Origin of the sequence: Streptomyces aurantiacus, from assembly GCF_027107535.1 — a bacterium.
In the GTDB taxonomy this organism is placed as follows: domain Bacteria; phylum Actinomycetota; class Actinomycetes; order Streptomycetales; family Streptomycetaceae; genus Streptomyces.
This window is the reverse complement of sequence record NZ_CP114283.1, coordinates 4143063-4161563: the sequence shown is the minus strand read 5'-3', so window position 1 is coordinate 4161563 and position 18501 is coordinate 4143063. Positions and strand designations below refer to the sequence as shown.

Genomic DNA, 18501 nt, shown 5'->3' with positions numbered 1-18501 from the left:
GCCGTACCCCCGAAGCGAACCGGGAGGCATCAGCGCCAACGCTGGTGGCGTGGCGATCGGCAACTACCATGCCCCGCCTTGCCACGGAGCGTCCGCGCCCGGCCTGCCGGGAAGCATGCCGCGTCAGATCGGAACCATCCCGCGGCAGGCCGAGTGCTTCCAGTACCGCAGCATTGCCGAGGCCATGAAGGGGGCCTCGGACGTCGAGGACGCCGCCGCCTATGTCCTGTCGGGGATGGGCGGGGTGGGCAAGACGCAGCTCGCGGCCGCCTATGCCCGCGACGCGTGGAAGGACGGCAGGCTGGACCTGGTCGTGTGGATCAACGCCAACACCCGCGCCGGCATCGTGACCGTCTACGCGGAGGCGGCAGCGGAACTGCTCGGCGCCGATGCCGGCAGTCCGGAACATGCCGCCGACGCCTTCCTGGCCTGGCTCGAACCCAAGTCCCAGCCGTATCCCTCACGGTGGCTCGTCGTCCTGGACGATGTCTCGCATCCGGACGATCTGCGTCATCTGTGGCCCCCGAGCAGCCCGCACGGCACCACTGTGGTGACCACCCGGCGGCGTGACGCGGCGCTGAGCGGCGACGGCCGACGCATGGTGGGCATCGGACTGTTCCAGCCGGACGAGGCCCTCACGTACCTGTCGCGGGCACTGGCAGCGCATGGCCGTGCCGAACCCGCCGAGCAGCTCGCCCATCTCGCCGGGGATCTCGGACGGCTGCCGCTTGCGCTGTCGCAGGGCGCCGCGTTCATGGTCGATTCCGGCCTCGATGCGGCCGGCTACCGCGATCTCCTGGCGGACGGGGCCCGCAACCTCACCGAACTGCTGCCCGAACCCGGCACTCTCCCGGACGACCAGCATGCCCCCGTCGCCGCAGCATGGGCGCTGTCCATCGACCAGGCCAGCGCTCTTCGCCCTGACGGTCTCGCGCGGCCGATGCTGCAACTCACCGCGATGCTCGACGCGAACGGCATCCCCGTCTCCGTCCTGACCAGCGCACCGGCTCTCGACTACCTCGCCCACCAACGGTCCAACCGCGGACGTCATCGCCGCAGCCAGCGTCGGCACGAGTGCACGGCCGAGGAAGCAGTCGGAGCACTGCGGGCACTGCACCGGCTCAGCCTGATCGATCACACTCCCGGGAACCCCGGGCAGACCGTGCGGGTGCACCAGCTCATCCAGCGCGCGGTCCGCGATGCGCTGGGTCCGGCCCGGTACGAACCGCTGGTGCGTGCCGCTGCCGACGCCGTCATGGCCGCGTGGCCCGACATCGAACGTGACACCACCCTCGCCCAGGTCCTGCGAGCCAACGCCACAGCCCTGATACGGCACGGACACGGGGCGCTGCACCGGACACGCACGCATCCGGTGCTGTTCCGGGTGGGCCGCAGTCTCGGCAAGACCGGGCAGGTCACCGCGGCCCGAGAGTACTTCGAGGACCTCATCGGGACGGTGGCCCTCCACCGGGGACCTGAACACCCGGACACCCTGGCCGTACGCAGCGCCTGCGCACGCTGGCGAGGCGAGGCAGGGGACCCATCCGGCGCGGCCGCGGCAACCTCCGAACTACTGAAAGACCTGTTGCGGGTCCTCGGACCGGATCACGGCCAGACCTTCACCGCCCGCAGCAATCTCGCACGCTGGCGCGGCGAGTCGGGTGATCTCTCGGGCGCCGTGCGGGAAACGGCCGAACTGCTGGAGGACCGGTTACGGCTGCTCGGTCCGGAGCACCCGCGCACTCTGTCGACCCGCAGCAACCTGGAGTACTGGCGCGGCAGGACGGGTGACCCCCGGGCCGCAGCCGCAGCGACCGCCGAAGTGCTGGCGGACATGCTGCGCCGGTTGGGCCCGGACCACCCCCATACCCTCACCACACGCAGTCACCTGGCGCATCTGCGCGGCCAGGCCGGTGATCCGCTTGCCGCGGTCGCGGCCACGGCGGAGCTGTTGGAAGACCGGCTGCGCGTACTGGGACCGGATCACCCCGACACGCTCACCACCCGCCATGAATGGGCCCGTTGGCGAGGTGAGGCAGGTGATCCCGAAGGGGCCGCCGACGCTCTGGCCGACCTGCTCAAGGACCGGTCACGTGTGCTGGGACCGGATCACCCTCGCACACTCGCCACCCGAAGCAATCTCGCCTGCTGGCGGAGCGAGGCCGGAGACCGCCGGGGCGCGGCGGAGATGACCGCCGAACTGCTGGAGGACCTGATCCGGGTACTGGGGCCGGACCACCCCTATACCCGTACGGCGCAGACCAATCTGGCGCGATGGCAGGAGCGGCCCGGACAGGACGGGCTGCCCATCCCCTACTGACCGCACGCTCCAGGTTCGAGCGGCCACGTCTCCCCCCTCGGCTCGGCGGCCCTGCGCTGTGGCCCTATTCCCCGGCGCAGGCCGGGGCGTCCGCGTCGATGGACAGCGGGCTGCCTTCGGGCACGAGGTAGGTGACGTACAACTCGACGGGCTCGGTGCCGAGGTTGCGGCCGATGTGCACGTGACGTGCTCCGGCCGGTTCTATGAACGACGCGCCCGTGGGTGTGGTCTCCACGGAGCAGTCCCGCAGCGTGCGGGTGAGCGTGCCCGACTTGACGACAGCGATGAGCTGACCCGGGTGGTGGTGCCAGCCTGTCGAGCCGCCGGGCGCGATGGTGATGGACCGCACGATGACGTCCGTACGCCCCTTGGCCTTTATTTTCAGGGTGCCGGACGATGTGCCCTTGGCGAGGACCGTGCCGGTGACCCCGCTGCCGGGGGTGGCGAGCGCGGACGTCGACCCGAAGGCCAGCGCGACCACGCAGCCTGTCATGACGAACGCTCTGCGGACCTTCCCTGTCCGAGACGCACTACTCACGGAAATCCCCCTCCGGATCGGCCAACTGGTCTGCGCATGCGGTGACTTGAGCCCGACAGACTCACTGCCCCCGCTCGCCGCCGTCCACACCCCGGTGGCCCTGATCGCTCCCAGCCGCTCGCGAGGGACCAGGCCTTCCCGCTACTCGAACGCTGGCCGTCCGGCGGCAGGCCTCCGTGTGTCGACCCGGTCGGAGGGACAGCCGCTCGGATGCCGGGCTCGGCGGAGCCGCGCCGCACCCGCCGTCCGCCGGGCGGGCACGTCGCCGTCCCTCCGCACCCTCGTCGTCACTCGGCCTCGGTGCGCTCCCGGATCTGCTCCGGAGTCAGATACGCGTTCGTGTATTCGAAGTCCCGCAGTGTGGCGGGCGTACGGGACAGGAACCCGGTGCGCACGAAGTCGTCGCCGGCCACGCTGTTCAGCGCCCAGTTGGTCGCCACCCGGGCCTTCGCCACATTGGTACGCAGCGCCGACCAGTGGTAGCCACGGGCGACGACCAGCGCGGGCAGGCCACGCAGTTCGACACCGAGCGGCTTGGACACGGCGTCGCGGCCTCCGAGGTCGACGACGAGCCCCAGGTCCTTGTGGACGTACGGCGTCATCCGCTGGCCGCGCAGGGACGCGATGACGTTGTCGGCGACGTGCTTGCCCTGGCGCATCGCGTGCTGGGCGGTCGGCGGGCAGACCGCGCCCTCCACGTCCTTGGCCTCGTCCGGTACGGCGGCGGCGTCTCCGAGCGCGAAGACGCCGTCGTGCCCACGCAGGGACATCTCCGAGCTGACCGCCAGCCGCCCCTTGACCGTCTCGGTGCCCAGGGTGGCCATGAGCGGGCTCGCCGCGACTCCGGCTGTCCAGATGAGCGTGTGCGTCGGGATCACCCGGCCGTCGGTGAAGGTGACCTCCTCGGGGCCTGCCTTCGCGATGGAGACGCCCAGCGAGACGTCGATGCCCCGCCTGCGCAGGATCTCCTGAGCGCTGCTGCCGAGTTTGTCGCCCAGCTCGGGCATCAGCTTCGGCGCGATGTCGATCAGGTGCCACTTGATCAGCTTCGGGTCGAGCCTCGGGTAACGCTTGACCGCGTTGTGCGTCAGGCGCTGCAGGCACGCGGCGGTCTCGGTGCCTGCGTAGCCTCCGCCCACCACCACGAACTGGAGTCGCGCCGCCCGCTCGGCCTCGTCCTGGCTGGCGTCGGCGATGTCGAGCTGCGAGATGACGTGGTCACGGACGTACGCCGCCTCGGCGAGCGTCTTCATGCCGCGGGCGTTGTCGGCGAGGCCCGGGATGTCGAAGGTCCGGGTGACACTGCCCGGTGCCAGGACGATGTGGTCGTACCGCTCGTTCACGATCTCGCCCGTGATCTTGCGGACGACGCAGACCTTGGCCTTCAGATCCACGCCGATGGCACCGCCGGGAATGATGCGGGTGCGGTACTTGCGGCTGCGGCGCAGCGACACGGCGATCGACTGCGGGGTCAGGACCCCCGAGGCGACCTGCGGCAGCAGCGGCAGGTAGAGCTGGTAGGAGAACGGCGTCACCAGTGCGAGGTCGGCCTCGTCGGGTCCCAGCTTGCGCTCCAGGCGGCGGACGCACGCCACTCCCGCGAAGCCCGCTCCCACCACCAAGATCTTCGGTCGTCCCACGATGTCCATCCCTTCACCGGCCGCGCACGTTCTGGCTTCCCCCAGTCCCCTGCCCCCTGAGTCCCCTCCTCGCACATGGTGATCCTCTGATGAGACGTGCCGACGCACCCCGACCGGCGAGTCGGGCCCCGGACCTGTGCAGATTCGGGTCGCCGGGTGAGATCCAGGGCGGAATCAGGGGGATCTCGTGTACGTCACGGCCCGGCGACGGCGTCCTGGACACCGTCTTCCGGGCCGCCGTCGAAGGATGCTCCTCGTGTTGTACCGGGCCTGCAGGGGCGCGGGAGGCCGCCCTTCAGCGTCCGTGCCCCTTGCCCAGACGCTTCAGCACGGCACGCGCCATGGCCTCCTCGCCCTTGGCGTTGGGGTGGGCCGGGGCCGCGGGCGAGGCCGGTCGCAGTGGTTCGACCCAGCGGATCGCCGGGTCCTTGCACATGTCGTGGCCGATCGTGGGCCCGTACGTGTCGACGTATTCGGCCCGGTTCAACCGCGCCACGACCCGCATCATCAGGTTGAGGCGCTTTCCGGTGTCGCGCAGATAGGGGAAGTCCTTCGCGGCGAACGGCACCGAGGGGTAGCAGCCACTGCCGTCCTCCGGCAGCAGATCCGGATAGCCGACGACGAGCACGCGAGCGTGCGGCGCCCTGGCGTGCACGGCCCGCAGCACGCGGGCGATCTTGGGTGCCGTCTCGAGGATCTTCAGCGTCAGCTGATCGACCCCGGACGACGTGTAGTGACGCTGGCACGGATTTCCGGCCAGATCCTGCGAGCTCAGCTGGGCGCACGTGCCGATGATGGAACTGAACCCGATGTCGTTGCCGCCTATCTGCACCGTCACCAGGTCGGTGTCACGCTTGACGGCGTTGAGCTGCGGGGGGTTCGTCCCCTGCGTCTTCCACATCTCCACGGTCGTGGCGCCGCCGCAGCTCATGTCCTTGAACGTGGACGTCCTTCGCTCGGCGGCCACGAGTGAGGGGTAGTTGTGGTCGGAGCGGGCGCAGTTCACGTCGACCTGCTTCGGGATGCCCGGTCCCGAGGTGTAGGAGTCGCCCAGGGCGACGTAGTCCGTGCCCCTGCCCTGTCCGTTGCCGTGGGCCGCGACGGGTCCCGCCGACGCGACGACGAGGGCACAGCCGGTGAGCGCGGCTCCGACGGCGGTCGCCCGTCGGCGGTTCGATGCTGTCCAGCCGTACTGGGTGCGGTTCATCGAGGTTCCCCCTGAGTCCGGAACGGCGCGTTGAGGTCGCCGGAAGCGCCCTCGTACGGTGACTGAACTTGTATACCGGCCAGTTCGTTCTCGGGACCAGAGGCGCGGAGCATGGGGCTGCGTCGTCGCGCCGCGAATCCGCCGCACCACGGGCTCCCCCTCGGCACCCCGCCCGCGGTGCCTCCCCGCACGCACGCGGCCGCGCAGTCGACTTCCGCTCCGCCTCGCGCCGCCCTGCTCGCCGCGGCGGGGGCCCGGGACACGGAGGCGGAGCAAGGCAAGGTGATGGCATGCCAGTCGAGCGGCGGCATCCGGGCCGTCGACTCCGCGGAGGGGCAGAGCCGACGGCGGCGGCATCCGTCAGATGCCGAACTCCGCGGGCGACAGACCGAGAGCGGCGCAGGCGTCACGGATGGCCTGCTGCTCGGACAGCTCGAAGTGTCCGTCCGCACCCGCGACCACGATGCCCGTCTGGACGACCGCGCGGGCCTCCTGCGGCTTCTTGGCCGCCTTGGCGATCTCCCGCAGCGCTTCGGCCTTGCCCTGTTCGAAGTTGGCGACGAGCCGGTCCACGTGGCGGTTGAAGCCCTGGCGAAGCTGGTCCGCCGGGAAGTTCTGCAGGACTTCGTTGGAGACGATCAGCTCCTCCACGCGCTGCCGCTCAGCCTGCTCCACATATCCGTCGGCCGCGGCCACCAGGGCGCACATCGCCATGCTGGCGTCCCGGTAGGCACCGCTCTTCAACTCGGTCTTGACCGACGCGAGCTGGGACTTGAGCAGCCCGACCAGCTGGGCCTTGGAGCCACCCGAGCCCGAGGACGAACCGGGTGCGTGGCCACCGCGCTGTCCCTGTCCGTGGGGGGCGTGCCCCTGTCCGCCTCCTCCCCTGCCGCTCTGGGACTGCTGGAGATTCTTGGCCTGGTCCTTGAGCCGGTCCCACATCGCCACTACTGCCACCTCGGCTTCTGCTGTTGCCTGTCCGGTCTTGATCATCGGTCACGCTTCTTCGCGGTCCGCCAGGTGAACGGCTCCCGCGGCCACGGAGGTTCCCGAATGGCAAAGGTAACGTAAAAAAGATCCAGATCAGGCCGGTGAATCCACTGCCGCTCCAAGGGCTTCCCATGTCGTCGCCCTCCGGCACTGCCCGTACCGGCCCCGGTCGGTCATACACCGGCCGGTGAGTCACCGGTCGGCGAGGCGCCGCCCGCTACCGGCCCGCACCGCCCTCGCGCTCGTGCGAGAAGCCTTCTTGACCGCTCGCCGTCCGTGCTTGCTCCGCGCATTGCGGTACTTCGCGGCCATCTCGCCGTCAGGCGGCCGCCTGGGCCATGTTTCCGGAGCCACGGAGTACCGGATCGCCCCGCAACCGCAGGAAGGCGAGGCCGAGGGCGACGGCCTGCAGTACGCCGCACACCAGGATGGCGTGACCGAGGGCCGGCACCGGCGTCAAGGCGACCACGACGCCCGCCACCGGGAAGGGCAGCAGCAGAAGCAGGATGGTCAGCGAGAGGGTGCTGCCGAACGCGGCCGGCGGTATGAGGAGTGAACGAAGCGTGCGTAGCACGACGGTCAGGCCACCGTCCGCGGCCATGAAGAGCGCCATGACCAGGACGTATGAGATGTAGGTGGGAGCCTGGGACAGGGCGAGACAAGCCGCGGCCGCGACCGTGGAGCAGACCACGCCGACTCCCCACAGGCCAAGCCTGTTGAGCGCGATCCGGCAGGCGGCCACCGCGAGGAGGGTGGAAGCCGCCGCCGCCGACCACAGGGTCCCCACCGCTGCCGAGGTCAGCCCGAAACGCTCGATCACGATGATCGGGCTGGCGGCGTGCAACAGCCCGAGCGCGAGGTTGGAGACGACCAGCCCTGCCACGAGCCAACTCAGCACAGGCAGGGAACGGAGCGTGTTCCAGCCCACCTTGAGTCCCGCCTCCAGGCGCGCGCTGTTCTTCGACGAGGCGCGCAACGGCGTCGGCGGGGTCTGCAGAGCGAGACAGGCCGCGAGGACGGACAACACCCCCAGAACGGCGAGCATGTGGGTCGGTCCGAGGAGCAGCAGTACACCTCCCAGGGCGGGCCCGGTGAGGGTGGCGGTCTGGTCTATCCCGATCAGAACGGCCTGCACCTTGTGTGCCTGGCCTGCGGTACGCCGACTGACGATCGCGCCCACGGCCTCGTTGGCGATGAAGCTGAACTGCGTGAGGGCTCCTGTGCCGGCGGCCAGCGCCATCACCGTGACCGTCTCTGCCGTCCCGCCCGGAAGCACGAACAGCGCGACTCCTCCCGCCCCCACGAGCAGGGCCCGCGCCAGGGAGGCGAGGAAGAAGACGATCGCCGCCCCGCACCGGTCGACCAGATCACCCGCCAGGCCGAAGGCCGCCACGCGCGGAATCCATTCGAGCGCGAAGGCCAGCCCTGTCAGAGACGCGGAGTTGGTGGTGGCCAGCACCAGGAGCGGCATCGCGTAGGTACACATGGAGAAGGCGAGCGCGTCGAAGGCGCGGGGTGCGTAGACCCGGCGGAGCAGGCTGCCCTGGGGAACGGCTGCATGCCGACCGGCCGGTCGGCCCTCATGGAGGGAGATGGTCACGGAATGGGGTGCTTTCAGTCAGCGGTGGCGCGACAAAGGTAAAGGGCGACCGGACAGGAGGCCGCCTGAAGGGGTCGGCCGATGGCTCTTCGGCCGTATGCCGGGCAGGCGACGCCGAAGTCGCCCAGGAAAGGACGGCGACCGCGACGCTCAGCGAGCTTCGGTCATCGGACGCGCCGGACGGATGGCGCCGCGTCCGGTCAACAGGGCATCAAGCGCTGTTCGTACGCGGTGCGCGGCCGCCGCACCGCCGGCCGCGCATCCCCTGCGCGAGCTCTCGCACGGCGGCGTGGCTTCGTCGTACCTGTCCCTGGGGTTCTCGCCACCGCACGCTGCGGGAATGCCGATTGCCCCAGTCGTGCCGCTCCGCCCGGCGGTGGGCACGGCTGTGGCGGGGACGCAGTCCGACCACGCCAGGGTGCGAGCTTTGGGGCACGCGGACTCCACTCAAGTGGGGGGCAAGAGGGAAATCGGGCCTGCGGTGTGAAGCGGCACGCCCGACCGTAGTGAAGTGACCTTGCCACACGCCTTGTTGAGTAATCAACCACAGCGTGTACCAAGTTTGCCGCGCCGATCCCGCGCCGGAACCCGCCCGCAGACGTCGGCTCCACCAGCGAGACTTCACCGGCCCGGGCCACGCACACCACCGCGTGGATCAGCCCGAAGAGAGCGCTTGCGCGAGAGTATGGCAGGCCCGGCCACCGGACGGTCAGTGGCCCTCCTGCAACGTGCGCGGGGCGCCCACGGGACCGTCCCGGAGGCGCCCCGGGCACGGAGGGCGACGATGATCCCGTCACCGCACGCACCTGGCGTCGCATCCGGGACGGTCACATCGGCGAGGCAAGCGGCCGTCGGTGGTTCACCGCACTCTCCGAGGGACCTTTCTTCGCCTCCTTCACGCTGGTCACCGTTGTCTGCTCCCGCTGAAGAGCGCCGTCGCGTCGAGCCGACAGCCCGAGGGTTCCGAGGACCTCCTCGCCCTGCGGCCGCGGTCCCGCGGGATCGGCGGCCGCCACCCTGCCGGGAGCCCGCGTGCAGGACCTCGTCCTGCACGGTGCGGAGTCGCGCCGCGCGTCCGGGACAGCCTGCGGCCATGGGGCACAATGGCGGAGTGGCAGAGATCGTGACGATCCGCGGTGACCTGGAGCTCCTCACGCGTACTGCCGAGCTCTTCTCCTCCGTCCAGGAGGAGTTCGTCTGTGTCGCCCGCGATCTCAGCACCTGGTCCCGCCCCGGAGCCCGGCAGGCAGCCCGCGACCGGCTGCGAAGCAGTGGCACGCACCAGATCCGCAAGCTGTACAGCCCGGCTGTGCTCGCTGACGAGCACAGCCGCGAGCACCTCGCCGACCTCCTCGGCAGGGGCGCCCGGGTGCGGATCGCCGCCACGACGCTCCCGCACGAGACGATCATCATCGACCGCCGGTTCGCGATCCTCGCCGGCGTGCACACCCCCGGCGGCCGTGAGTACACCATGGCTTCCGCGCCCGCCCTGGTCGGCGGGATACACGCGCTGTTCGAAGCCGCCTGGGAGACGGCCACCGACATGAGGACCTTCGTACGCGGCGAGCAGCCCGATCTCGACGCCGAAAGCCGTACGGTCCTGCGGGCGTTGGGATCGGGCGCCACCGACGAGACCGCCGCACGCGAACTCGGCCTGTCCCTGCGCACCTACCGCCGCAGGGTCGCCGAACTGCTCACCTCCCTGGACGCGGGTTCGCGATTCCAGGCCGGGATGCGCGCGGGCGAACTGGGCCTGAGCGGCTGACGAGCGGCAGCCGCCTGGCCGGAGCAGGACCTGACCGGCGCCGGACCATGGCGAGTTGGCGCCGACCGCCGGTCGGTGCCCTGCCGACGGGACCCATGTCAGTCGGCCGCGACCCTTTCCGGATCGTCGGCCGGGGTACCGACGCGCAGCCATCGGTAGCCGTAGGCGGGCAGCTCGACACGGACCAGGCCGTCGTCGGGCACCGTGAGACCTTTGTGCTCCTCGTCGAGCAGATCCGTCAGCCTGCCACCAGGTCCGGCCTCGGACAGCCGCAGCCGTACGGTGGCCGGTACGCCGGCGAAGTTGTGCACCGCCAGGACCGTTCCGTCGGCGGTGCAGCCGACATGCGCCAGCACCGCGCTGTCCCCGGTCTCCACCAGCCGGTAGTCGCCCCACGCCAGTTCAGGCGCCTCCCGGTAGCGCTCGATGAAGAGCCGCATACGGCCCAGGAGCGAGCCGGGGTCGCGGCTTTGCTCGTACACGTTGACGTTCTGGCATCCGAAGGCGCCTTCGGCCAGTGGATTGGGCAACGCGTCCGGGCCGGCGGTGGAGAAGCCCGCGCCTGCCTCCGGTGTCCACTGCATGGGTGTGCGGACGGCCTGGCGCCCCGCGGCAGCCAGGTTCTCGCCCATCCCGATCTCCTCGCCGTAGAAGAGCACAGGGGTGCCCGGCAGCGTGAAGAGCAGGCTGTAGGCGAGCTCGATGCGGCGCCGGTCGCCGTCGACCATGGGCGGCAGCCTGCGGCGCAGTCCCCGGCCGTACAACTGCATGTCCTCGTCCGGGCCGAAGGCCTCGAACACCTCGGCCCGTTCGTCGTCACTCAGTTTGTCGAGGGTGAGTTCGTCGTGGTTGCGGACGACCGTGGCCCAGTGTGCGTCCCGTGGGGCGGCCGGACGCTGACGCAGCGCGGTGGCCAGCGGCCCGGCGTCCTCGCGCGCCATGGAGAGGTACATCTGCTGCATCACGACGAAGTCGAAGCACATGGTGAGCTCGTCCCCACGGCCCGAGGCGGGGTCGCCGAAGAAGCGCGCGGTGTCGTCGTAGGGGAGGTTGACCTCTCCGAGCAGGATCGACTCGCCGTTGCGGCGGCCGAGGAAGGCGCGCAGATCGGCGAGGTACTCGTGCGGATCGGGCAGCGCTCCAGCGTCGCTCTGCCCGTCCGTCTCCAGCAGGAAGGGCACGGCGTCGACCCGGAATCCGGACAGGCCGAGCTCCGTCCAGAACCCCATGACACGGGCTATCTCGTCGCGGACCTCGGGGTTGGCGATGTTGAGGTCGGGCTGCTGCTTGTAGAACCGGTGGAGGTAGTACTGGCCACTGCCCTTGTCGTACTCCCACAGGCTGTCCTCCGCATCGGGGAAGACCACGCCCTCGGGGCCGTCCTCGGGCGGCTCGTCCGCCCAGACGTACCAGTCACGGTGGGCGGAGTCCCGGCCGGACCGGGCATCCCGGAACCACGGGTGTTCCTCGGAGGTGTGGTTGACGACCAGGTCGGCGATCACCCGGATGCCGCGGTCCCGGGCGGTGCGGACGAACTCGGTGAAGTCCCCGAGAGTGCCCAGGCGGGGGTCGACTCCGTAGAAGTCCGTGATGTCGTATCCGTCGTCGCGCTCCCGCGTCGGATAGAACGGCATCAGCCACACGCATGTCACACCGAGACGCACCAGATGGTCGATGCGCTGTGTGAGGCCCGCGAAGTCACCGGTCCCGTCGCCGTTCCCGTCCTGGTACGTCTCGACGTCCAGGCAGTACACCACCGCGTTCTTCCACCACAGGTCGGACGTACGGGTCAGACGCATCGGTACTCCTTCGCCGTGGCGGGCACAGGACGGGTGACGTCGAGGCGCGGCAGTACCTCGGCCCCGAACGCGTCGATGAACGGGCCCTGTTCGCGGCCCACGTGGTGGAGCATCACAGCGTCGAAGCCGAGTTCGGCGTACTCCTGCAGCCAGGCCGTGTGCCGGCCCAGGTCGGACGAGATGTTGACCGTCTGCGCCACCTGATCGAAGCTGACGTGTTCACTGACGATGTCGAACAGGTCCGCCGAGTCCAGATCCCAACTGACGGGCGGAGCATGCACGTTGGTGCGCCACTGGTCGTGCGCCAGCGCACCGGCCTCGTCCTCGTCGGGGGCCCAGCTCAAGTGGACCTGGAGGTGCAGCGGCCCTCGGCCGCCCGCGTCACGGTACGCGTCGATGATCTCACGCAGGCGTTCCCGCGGGGCGTTGACCGTGATCAGGCCGTCCGCCCACTCGGCACACCAGGCCGCGGTCGCCGTGCTGCAGGCGGCTCCGATCAGCGGCGGTACGTCGGGCGGCAAGGTCCACAGCCGAGCCCGGTCCACGGTCACCAGTCCGTCGTGGCTGACCTCCTCGCCCTGAAGCAGTGCGCGGATGACGTCGACGCACTCGCCCAGCCGCGCGGTACGGACGTCCTTGCGGGGCCAGCCCGCTCCCGTGATGTGCTCGTTCGAGGCCTCACCGCTGCCCAGGGCCACCCAGAACCTGCCGGGATACATGGCGGCGAGGCTGGCGACGGCCTGGGCGATGATCGCGGGGTGGTAGCGCTGGCCGGGCGCGTTCACGACGCCGAACGGCGTTTCGTCGGTGGCCTGGAGGGCGGCTCCGAGCCACGACCAGGCGAACCCGGACTCCCCCTGTCGTACGCTCCACGGCGAGAAGTGGTCCGAGCACATGGCGGCGGTGAATCCCGCACGCTCCGCGTGCACCACGGCGTCGAGCAGGTCCGCGGGCGGGACCTGTTCGTGCGAGGCGTGTAATCCATAGACAGTCATGCCGGACGAGTACCCCCAGGATGGCCCTCATGCGGAGAAGCGCTCACAACTCCCCCAGACGCCGTACACGGCAGTGCAGATACCCACGCACAGAAGCACCGACGCCGGAACCTGATCGACCCGCCCCCGCACGACACCGACTGCCCGCATCGACACCTTGCGACACCCCTGCCCGTCACCGGACTCCGCGACAGCAGCCCCGAGTTCGCCGGCCCCGCGAACACCCGGAAGTCGTCCCAGGGCTACGGCGCCGGATCCACCTCTTCCACCAGGGCAGGCGGACAAGGATCTTGAGCGCCTCGCCGGCACTGTCGGCGAACAGCACGGCGTCCCCTCGGACGACGCGTGGAGCACGGCCGTCCCTCCTCGGAGGAAGTACGTGCCGCCGGCGTCGTCACCGGCGATCGGCCGCAGCGACGCGCCGGAGGAATGCTCAGCACGCGATCCAGCCGCACGTCGCGTACCCGCGCTTCATCACGCGACGTCGTGGGGCCGGACGGAAAAGGGCCCGGATCCAAAAGGATCCGGGCCCTCTCACGCAGTAGCGGGGACAGGATTTGAACCTGCGACCTCTGGGTTATGAGCCCAGCGAGCTACCGAGCTGCTCCACCCCGCGGCGATGTCCTCCACCGTACGCCATCACGGAGGCCCCGGAGACCACCCTCTCGTGCGTCGGGGTTCTACCCATCGGCACGAGGGAGCCCGCTGGTCGCCGACAAAGGGACGAACGGGCCCTTTCGGCCAAACCCTGCGTGGAGGCCACCGCCGTGCGCCAAGGGTGGATGCATCAGGCACTCGGCATGCGCCGTGACCCGGCACGGAATCCGATCCGGCTCAAACACGTGTGTTCGATCCCGTCTCCCTCGCCGTTGACTCCGGTGACCCATCCGATGGCATCCACCGTGCAGGAGATACGCCGTTGACTTCAGCCGACGCCCAGGGCACGCAGGCCGTGCCGCCTCCCCCACCACCGCCCGCCGAGCTCACGTACTCAGGGCATGATCGTCGTCACGCACCGGCTCGAGAACACGAAGGTGGCGGACGACATCATCGTCATGGAGCAGGGCCGCATCACCGAACAGGGCGACTACGACAGCCTCGTGCACGCGGGCGGTACCTTCGCCGAGCTCCTCCAGCTCTCCCAGGACCGTTAGCCACGCGCCACCGCAGGTGACCGTGTCGTACGGGGCGGCCCGCCGCCGGTAGAACCCGGGACCGGCGGCAGGCCGCCGACGGCGGGGACCGCGCGGGCTCCCCTCCGCGCGGTCCCCGCACCGCGCCCCTCACCTCCAGCGGGGCAGGAAGCATGTCGCCCCGGCCGGCGCCCGCGGGTGAAGGGTGGAACGGTGAGGCCGCGGTCTACGCACGGGCCCGGCTCCAGCTGTTGGGAGCGACCTCAGGACGTGTCGAGCGACCTCACTCCATGGCATGGGTCTCCGCCGGTGTTCTCCGACGCGATGGCTCTCCGCCGGTGTTCCGACGCGACGGAGTGGCCCGTACGACGACACGGACAGCCACCCTGTCCTCACGAAGAGGGCCGGCACGGGTCATCGGGAGAGTCATGAACGGCTCCAGGGCGGCCTGCGGATTCCAGGGCGGCCGCTGCCTGACCGTTTCTCAGGCCACAGAGTAGCTGTGCGGCGCCGGAGAGTGAAGGCCTCCCCTGGGGGCTCTTCCAGCTTCGCTGCAGTGGACAAGGCGGCGAAGGATGTCCTGTCCCGGCGCCCGTCCCGCGAGAGCTGCGCCCATGGGGATCGCGGCGCCACGGCAGAGGACGAGCTCCCCTGGCGATGCCGTCTCGTCCTCTCAAGGTCTTCAGTGAGCCGCGCCACAAGGGACCCCGGGCTGCATGGTCGGTCACCACACCACGCTCGCTCGTGGACGGAAAGTCGGTTCCCGCCCACGACGCCATCCACCGGCTTTGACCTCCGCATGAGCCGAGACCGGGTTCCGGCGGTGCGTCCTCGCGCTGCCGCAACCGGGACATCGCGGCGTTCTTCGGGCAGCGTGAAGGGTCTGCGCGGTCTGCGAGGATGCTTTGTATGGATGTAAGGCACAGGAACCACGTGACGGTGACCGGGCGGGCCGGCGGGCCCGTGGTGATGCTGGCGCACGGGTTCGGCTGCGACCAGAACATGTGGCGCCTGGTCGTGCCGACACTGGAACGTGACTTCACCGTCGTGCTCTTCGATCACGTGGGCGCGGGAAAGTCGGATCTGTCGGCCTGGAGCCGGGAGCGGTACTCCACGCTGGACGGCTATGTCGATGACGTGCTGGAGCTGTGCCGGGAGCTGGAGCTCGGCCCGGTGACGTTCGTGGGGCATTCCGTCAGCGCCATGATGGGCGTTCTGGCCGCCGCCCGGGAGCCCGCGGCGTTCGCGGGGCTGGTGCTGCTGGCGCCCTCTCCATGTTTCATCGACGATCCCGGGGCCGGCTACGTCGGCGGGTTCACCGCGGATGACATCGCGGAGTTGCTGGAGTCGCTGGAGGCCAACTACCTGGGCTGGTCGGGTGCGATGGCACCGGTCATCATGGGCAACCCCGACCGGCCGGAGCTGGGTGAGGAGCTGACCAACAGCTTCTGCCGCACCGATCCGGACATCGCCCGGGTCTTCGCCCGGGTGACGTTCCTGTCCGACAACCGCATGGATCTTGCCCAGGTGGGTGTGCCCACGCTGGTGGCCCAGTCCTCCCGTGATGCGATCGCCCCGCCGGAGGTGGGCGCGTTCGTGCACGCCCGGATTCCGGGTAGCCGCCTGGTCACCCTGAACGCGACCGGCCACTGCCCCCAGCTCGCCGCCCCGCAGGAGACCGCGGCGGCGATCACGGCATTCATGGAAGCAGTCACGTGATGTGCGAGACCAGCGACGAGGAAGAGGCCCGGCGGAAAGGCGACGACGGGCCCGTGGTCGATCAGGAGCAGTTCTCCTCCCTACTGGAGGACAGCATCGAGGACCTGTACGAGCACGCGCCCTGCGGATACCTGTCCACTCTGCTGGACGGCCGGATCGCCAAGGTCAACGCCACTCTTGTGGACTGGCTCGGCTACGCGCGCGAAGACCTGCTGGGCCACAAGTACTTCTCCGACCTGCTGACCGTCGGCGGACGGCTCTATCACGAGACCCATTTCGCTCCCCTGCTCAGGATGCAGGGCGAAGTCAGCGGAATCGCTCTGGAACTCAAGGCCGCCGACGGCTCCCGCCTGCCGGTCCTGGTCACCTCGACCGTGAAGACAGGCAGTGACGGACAGCCGCTGCTGATCCGTACCACCGTCTTCGACGCCCGTGACCGCCGCGCCTACGAAACCGAGCTGCTGCGCGCCCGCCAGGAGGCCGACGAGGAACGCGAGCGGTACAAGCGCCTGGCGACCACCCTGCAGAGGACGCTGTTGCCGCCGGCCCTGGCCAACGTGCCCGGCCTGGATGTCTCGGCGCACTACCACATCGCCTCGGCCGACGAGGTCGGCGGCGACTTCTACGACCTGTTCCCGCTCGCCGCCGGGACCTGGGGACTGTTTCTGGGTGACGTGTGCGGCAAGGGCGCCGCCGCCGCGGCCGTCACCTCCCTGGCCCGGTACACCCTGCGCGCCGCGGCCGTGTACAACCCCGACCCCGTCGCCGTCCTCGGCAACCTCAACACGGTCCTGAACCACGAGTACAGCGGCACCGACCCCCGCTTCTGCACCGTCGTCTTCGGCCTGCTCACCCCCGACCACGACCGGGGCGGCTTCCACATCACCCTGGCCGGCGGCGGGCATCCCCCCGCGCTGCTGATGCGCGCCGACGGCACCACCGACTACCTGCCCACTCCGGGCGGACAGCTCATCGGCGCCCTGCCCGACGCCCAGATCGCCACCACCAGCGTCCACCTGGCCACCGGCGACACTCTGCTCCTGCACACCGACGGACTCACCGAAGCCCACATCAACGCCGGCGCCGACGACGGGGGGCGCTACGGCGACGACGCCCTCCTCGCTTTCGCCCGCGCTCTCGCACCCACCACCGCGTCGGACACCATCGGCGCGATCCGTGGTCTGCTCAAGACCTTCGGCAGCGGCGTGGACGACGACACCGCCGTCCTGGCCATCCATGTTCCTCGACCCCACAGTGGAGATCAGCAGTGACCCAGCACCTGTCCCTCCACATCCGTACCGTTCCCGCCGGAGCGGTCGTCGAGATCGCCGGGGACCTCGACCACCACACCGCCCCCGAAGTCCGCGCCGCGCTGCCCGGGCTCGACCTGCTTCCTGGCCAGCAGCTCGTCCTTGACCTCGGCGGCATCACGTTCTGCGACTCCAGCGGCATCACCGCCCTGATCGCCGCCCGTAATCACACCCTCGCCTGCGACGCGAGCATTGCGCTGGCCGCGATCCCCGACCGGGTCAGCCGGATCTTCCGGATCGTGGGCCTGGACCAGGTCTTTCCCACGCACCTCACGGTCCGGGCCGCCCAAGCCGAATGGCGCCCCACCACAAGCTGACCCCGCGCCCGGACGCTCACCCCCGCGACGTACCCGTACGTATCCGTCGGCCCTGTGCGGCGCCCGCGTAAGCCGTCGGTGCGGCTTACGCCTTCGTGGAAGGCACCGGGAAGAGCAGGCAGCTGCTGGTGGCGTGGGCAAGCAGACGGTCCGTCGCGTCGACCAACTGCGCCTGGGCGAGAGCGGTTTGACGGCCCCGGTTGACGACCGTACCGATGGCGCGCACCCGGCCCGTGTCCACGGTGATCCGCCGCAGGAACTTGACCGTCAGGTCGAGCGAGGTGTACGCCATGCCCTGCGGGAGGGTGGACTGGACGGCGCAGCCCGCCGCCGAGTCGAGCAGAGTGGCGAAGACGCCGCCATGCACACTGCCGATCGGGTTGTAGTGCTCCTCCCCCGGCATCAGGGAGAAGACCGCCCTGCCCGGCTCCACCTCGTCCAGGGTGAAGTCGACCGTGGCACCGATCGGCGGCCCGGGCAGCTTCCCCGCCTGCAGCTCGCGCAGGAAGTCCATGCCTGTCATCCGTCCGGCGGCTTCCGCCAGGAGCGCCGGATCTTCCCATTCGTACGTACGTGTCCGCCCCACGGCCGAGCACCTTCCCTCTGACTTTTACAAATGAAGCTAGATGCGCGCGCACCTGACTGTCAATGAAGAAGCCAGAGCTCTACGATGACCGGATGAAGTGGCTTGAGGCGAGCACGGAGAACTGCCCCGTCCAGCGCACACTCGACGTGGTCGGAGAGAAGTGGACGTTGCTGATCCTGCGCGACGCCGTCAACGGAGTCCGCCGCTTCGACGACTTCCACCGGCACATCGGGCTCTCGGAGGCCGTCCTCAGCGACCGCCTACGGAAGCTGATCGCCACCGGCATCCTCAAGACCGTCCCTTACCAGGAGCCGGGCGCCCGCTCCCGCAACGAGTACCGCCTGACCCGTAAGGGATGGGACCTGTGGCCCGCGCTGATGGCACTGAGTCAGTGGGGCGAGACGTACGCCCTGGGCCCCGAGGGCCCCGTGCTGGACGTACGCCACACCGACTGCGACGCTCCTGTCCGCGTCGTCGTCGAGTGCTCAGCGGAGCACTCCGCCCTCACTCCCGGGGAAGTCACCGCCCGTCTGGGACCTGGAGCTCGCCCTCGGTCGTGATCCAGCGGCCCCGGCGGCGCGC

Annotated in this window: 15 protein-coding genes and 1 tRNA gene; 7 read left to right on the top strand and 9 right to left on the bottom strand. The window is 70.0% G+C overall.

Annotation, left to right across the window (positions count from 1 at the left end; all coding sequences use genetic code 11):
* Positions 1-115: 115 nt before the first annotated feature.
* A complete protein-coding gene (gene fxsT / locus O1Q96_RS20220; RefSeq protein ID WP_269249544.1) occupies positions 116-2320 on the top strand; it encodes an FxSxx-COOH system tetratricopeptide repeat protein in 2205 nt (734 codons plus the stop codon).
* A 64-nt stretch (positions 2321-2384) separates the two neighbouring features.
* Here fxsT and O1Q96_RS20215 read toward each other — a convergent pair whose 3' ends face one another.
* The 5 genes from O1Q96_RS20215 to O1Q96_RS20195 form a co-directional block, all read right to left on the bottom strand.
* Positions 2385-2813, bottom strand: a complete 429-nt coding sequence (locus O1Q96_RS20215) for a cupin domain-containing protein (protein ID WP_269249543.1) — start codon at positions 2811-2813, stop codon at positions 2385-2387.
* A gap of 332 nt (positions 2814-3145) precedes the next feature.
* Positions 3146-4507 carry an NAD(P)/FAD-dependent oxidoreductase gene (locus tag O1Q96_RS20210; RefSeq protein WP_269249542.1) on the bottom strand — a complete coding sequence of 454 codons (1362 nt, stop codon included), beginning with the start codon at positions 4505-4507 and terminating at the stop codon, positions 3146-3148.
* Between the two features lie 286 nt (positions 4508-4793).
* The gene (locus O1Q96_RS20205) at positions 4794-5705 is read right to left on the bottom strand and encodes an SGNH/GDSL hydrolase family protein (protein ID WP_269249541.1); all 912 of its coding nucleotides are present in this window, start codon (positions 5703-5705) and stop codon (positions 4794-4796) included.
* Between the two features lie 360 nt (positions 5706-6065).
* Complete coding sequence (locus O1Q96_RS20200; protein ID WP_269253658.1) at positions 6066-6653, bottom strand: tellurite resistance TerB family protein; 588 nt, start codon at positions 6651-6653, stop codon at positions 6066-6068.
* A gap of 361 nt (positions 6654-7014) precedes the next feature.
* The gene (locus O1Q96_RS20195; protein WP_269249540.1) at positions 7015-8295 is read right to left on the bottom strand and encodes an MFS transporter; all 1281 of its coding nucleotides are present in this window, start codon (positions 8293-8295) and stop codon (positions 7015-7017) included.
* Positions 8296-9406: 1111 nt separating this feature from the next.
* On the opposite strand from O1Q96_RS20195, the gene O1Q96_RS20190 reads away from it, so the two are divergent.
* Positions 9407-10060, top strand: a complete 654-nt coding sequence (locus tag O1Q96_RS20190) for a DNA-binding response regulator (RefSeq protein WP_419586922.1) — start codon at positions 9407-9409, stop codon at positions 10058-10060.
* A gap of 98 nt (positions 10061-10158) precedes the next feature.
* Here the strand turns inward: O1Q96_RS20190 and O1Q96_RS20185 are convergent, their stop codons facing one another.
* From O1Q96_RS20185 to O1Q96_RS20175, 3 genes are all read right to left on the bottom strand, one after another.
* Complete coding sequence (locus O1Q96_RS20185) at positions 10159-11859, bottom strand: alpha-amylase family protein (RefSeq protein ID WP_269249538.1); 1701 nt, start codon at positions 11857-11859, stop codon at positions 10159-10161.
* Positions 11850-12854, bottom strand: a complete 1005-nt coding sequence (locus tag O1Q96_RS20180) for a TIGR03885 family FMN-dependent LLM class oxidoreductase (RefSeq protein WP_269249537.1) — start codon at positions 12852-12854, stop codon at positions 11850-11852. Before O1Q96_RS20180 ends, O1Q96_RS20185 begins: the two co-directional genes overlap by 10 nt.
* A gap of 542 nt (positions 12855-13396) precedes the next feature.
* Positions 13397-13470, bottom strand: a tRNA-Met gene (locus tag O1Q96_RS20175).
* Between the two features lie 382 nt (positions 13471-13852).
* On the opposite strand from O1Q96_RS20175, the gene O1Q96_RS20170 reads away from it, so the two are divergent.
* From O1Q96_RS20170 to O1Q96_RS20155, 4 genes are all read left to right on the top strand, one after another.
* Complete coding sequence (locus tag O1Q96_RS20170) at positions 13853-14008, top strand: hypothetical protein (RefSeq protein ID WP_269253970.1); 156 nt, start codon at positions 13853-13855, stop codon at positions 14006-14008.
* An 888-nt stretch (positions 14009-14896) separates the two neighbouring features.
* Positions 14897-15706 carry an alpha/beta fold hydrolase gene (locus O1Q96_RS20165; RefSeq protein WP_269249536.1) on the top strand — a complete coding sequence of 270 codons (810 nt, stop codon included), beginning with the start codon at positions 14897-14899 and terminating at the stop codon, positions 15704-15706.
* Entirely contained in the window at positions 15706-16977 is a 1272-nt protein-coding gene (locus O1Q96_RS20160; protein ID WP_269249535.1) for a PP2C family protein-serine/threonine phosphatase, read from the top strand. The genes O1Q96_RS20165 and O1Q96_RS20160 overlap by 1 nt, the downstream gene beginning before the upstream one ends.
* Positions 16974-17333 carry an STAS domain-containing protein gene (locus O1Q96_RS20155; protein WP_269249534.1) on the top strand — a complete coding sequence of 120 codons (360 nt, stop codon included), beginning with the start codon at positions 16974-16976 and terminating at the stop codon, positions 17331-17333. The genes O1Q96_RS20160 and O1Q96_RS20155 overlap by 4 nt, the downstream gene beginning before the upstream one ends.
* Positions 17334-17418: 85 nt before the next feature.
* Here the strand turns inward: O1Q96_RS20155 and O1Q96_RS20150 are convergent, their stop codons facing one another.
* Positions 17419-17919: a PaaI family thioesterase gene (locus O1Q96_RS20150; RefSeq protein ID WP_217455871.1), complete on the bottom strand. Its 501-nt coding sequence runs from the start codon at positions 17917-17919 to the stop codon at positions 17419-17421.
* Positions 17920-18011: 92 nt separating this feature from the next.
* Here O1Q96_RS20150 and O1Q96_RS20145 point away from each other — a divergent pair, with 92 nt between their 5' ends.
* Complete coding sequence (locus O1Q96_RS20145) at positions 18012-18479, top strand: winged helix-turn-helix transcriptional regulator (protein ID WP_269249533.1); 468 nt, start codon at positions 18012-18014, stop codon at positions 18477-18479.
* Positions 18480-18501: the final 22 nt, after the last annotated feature.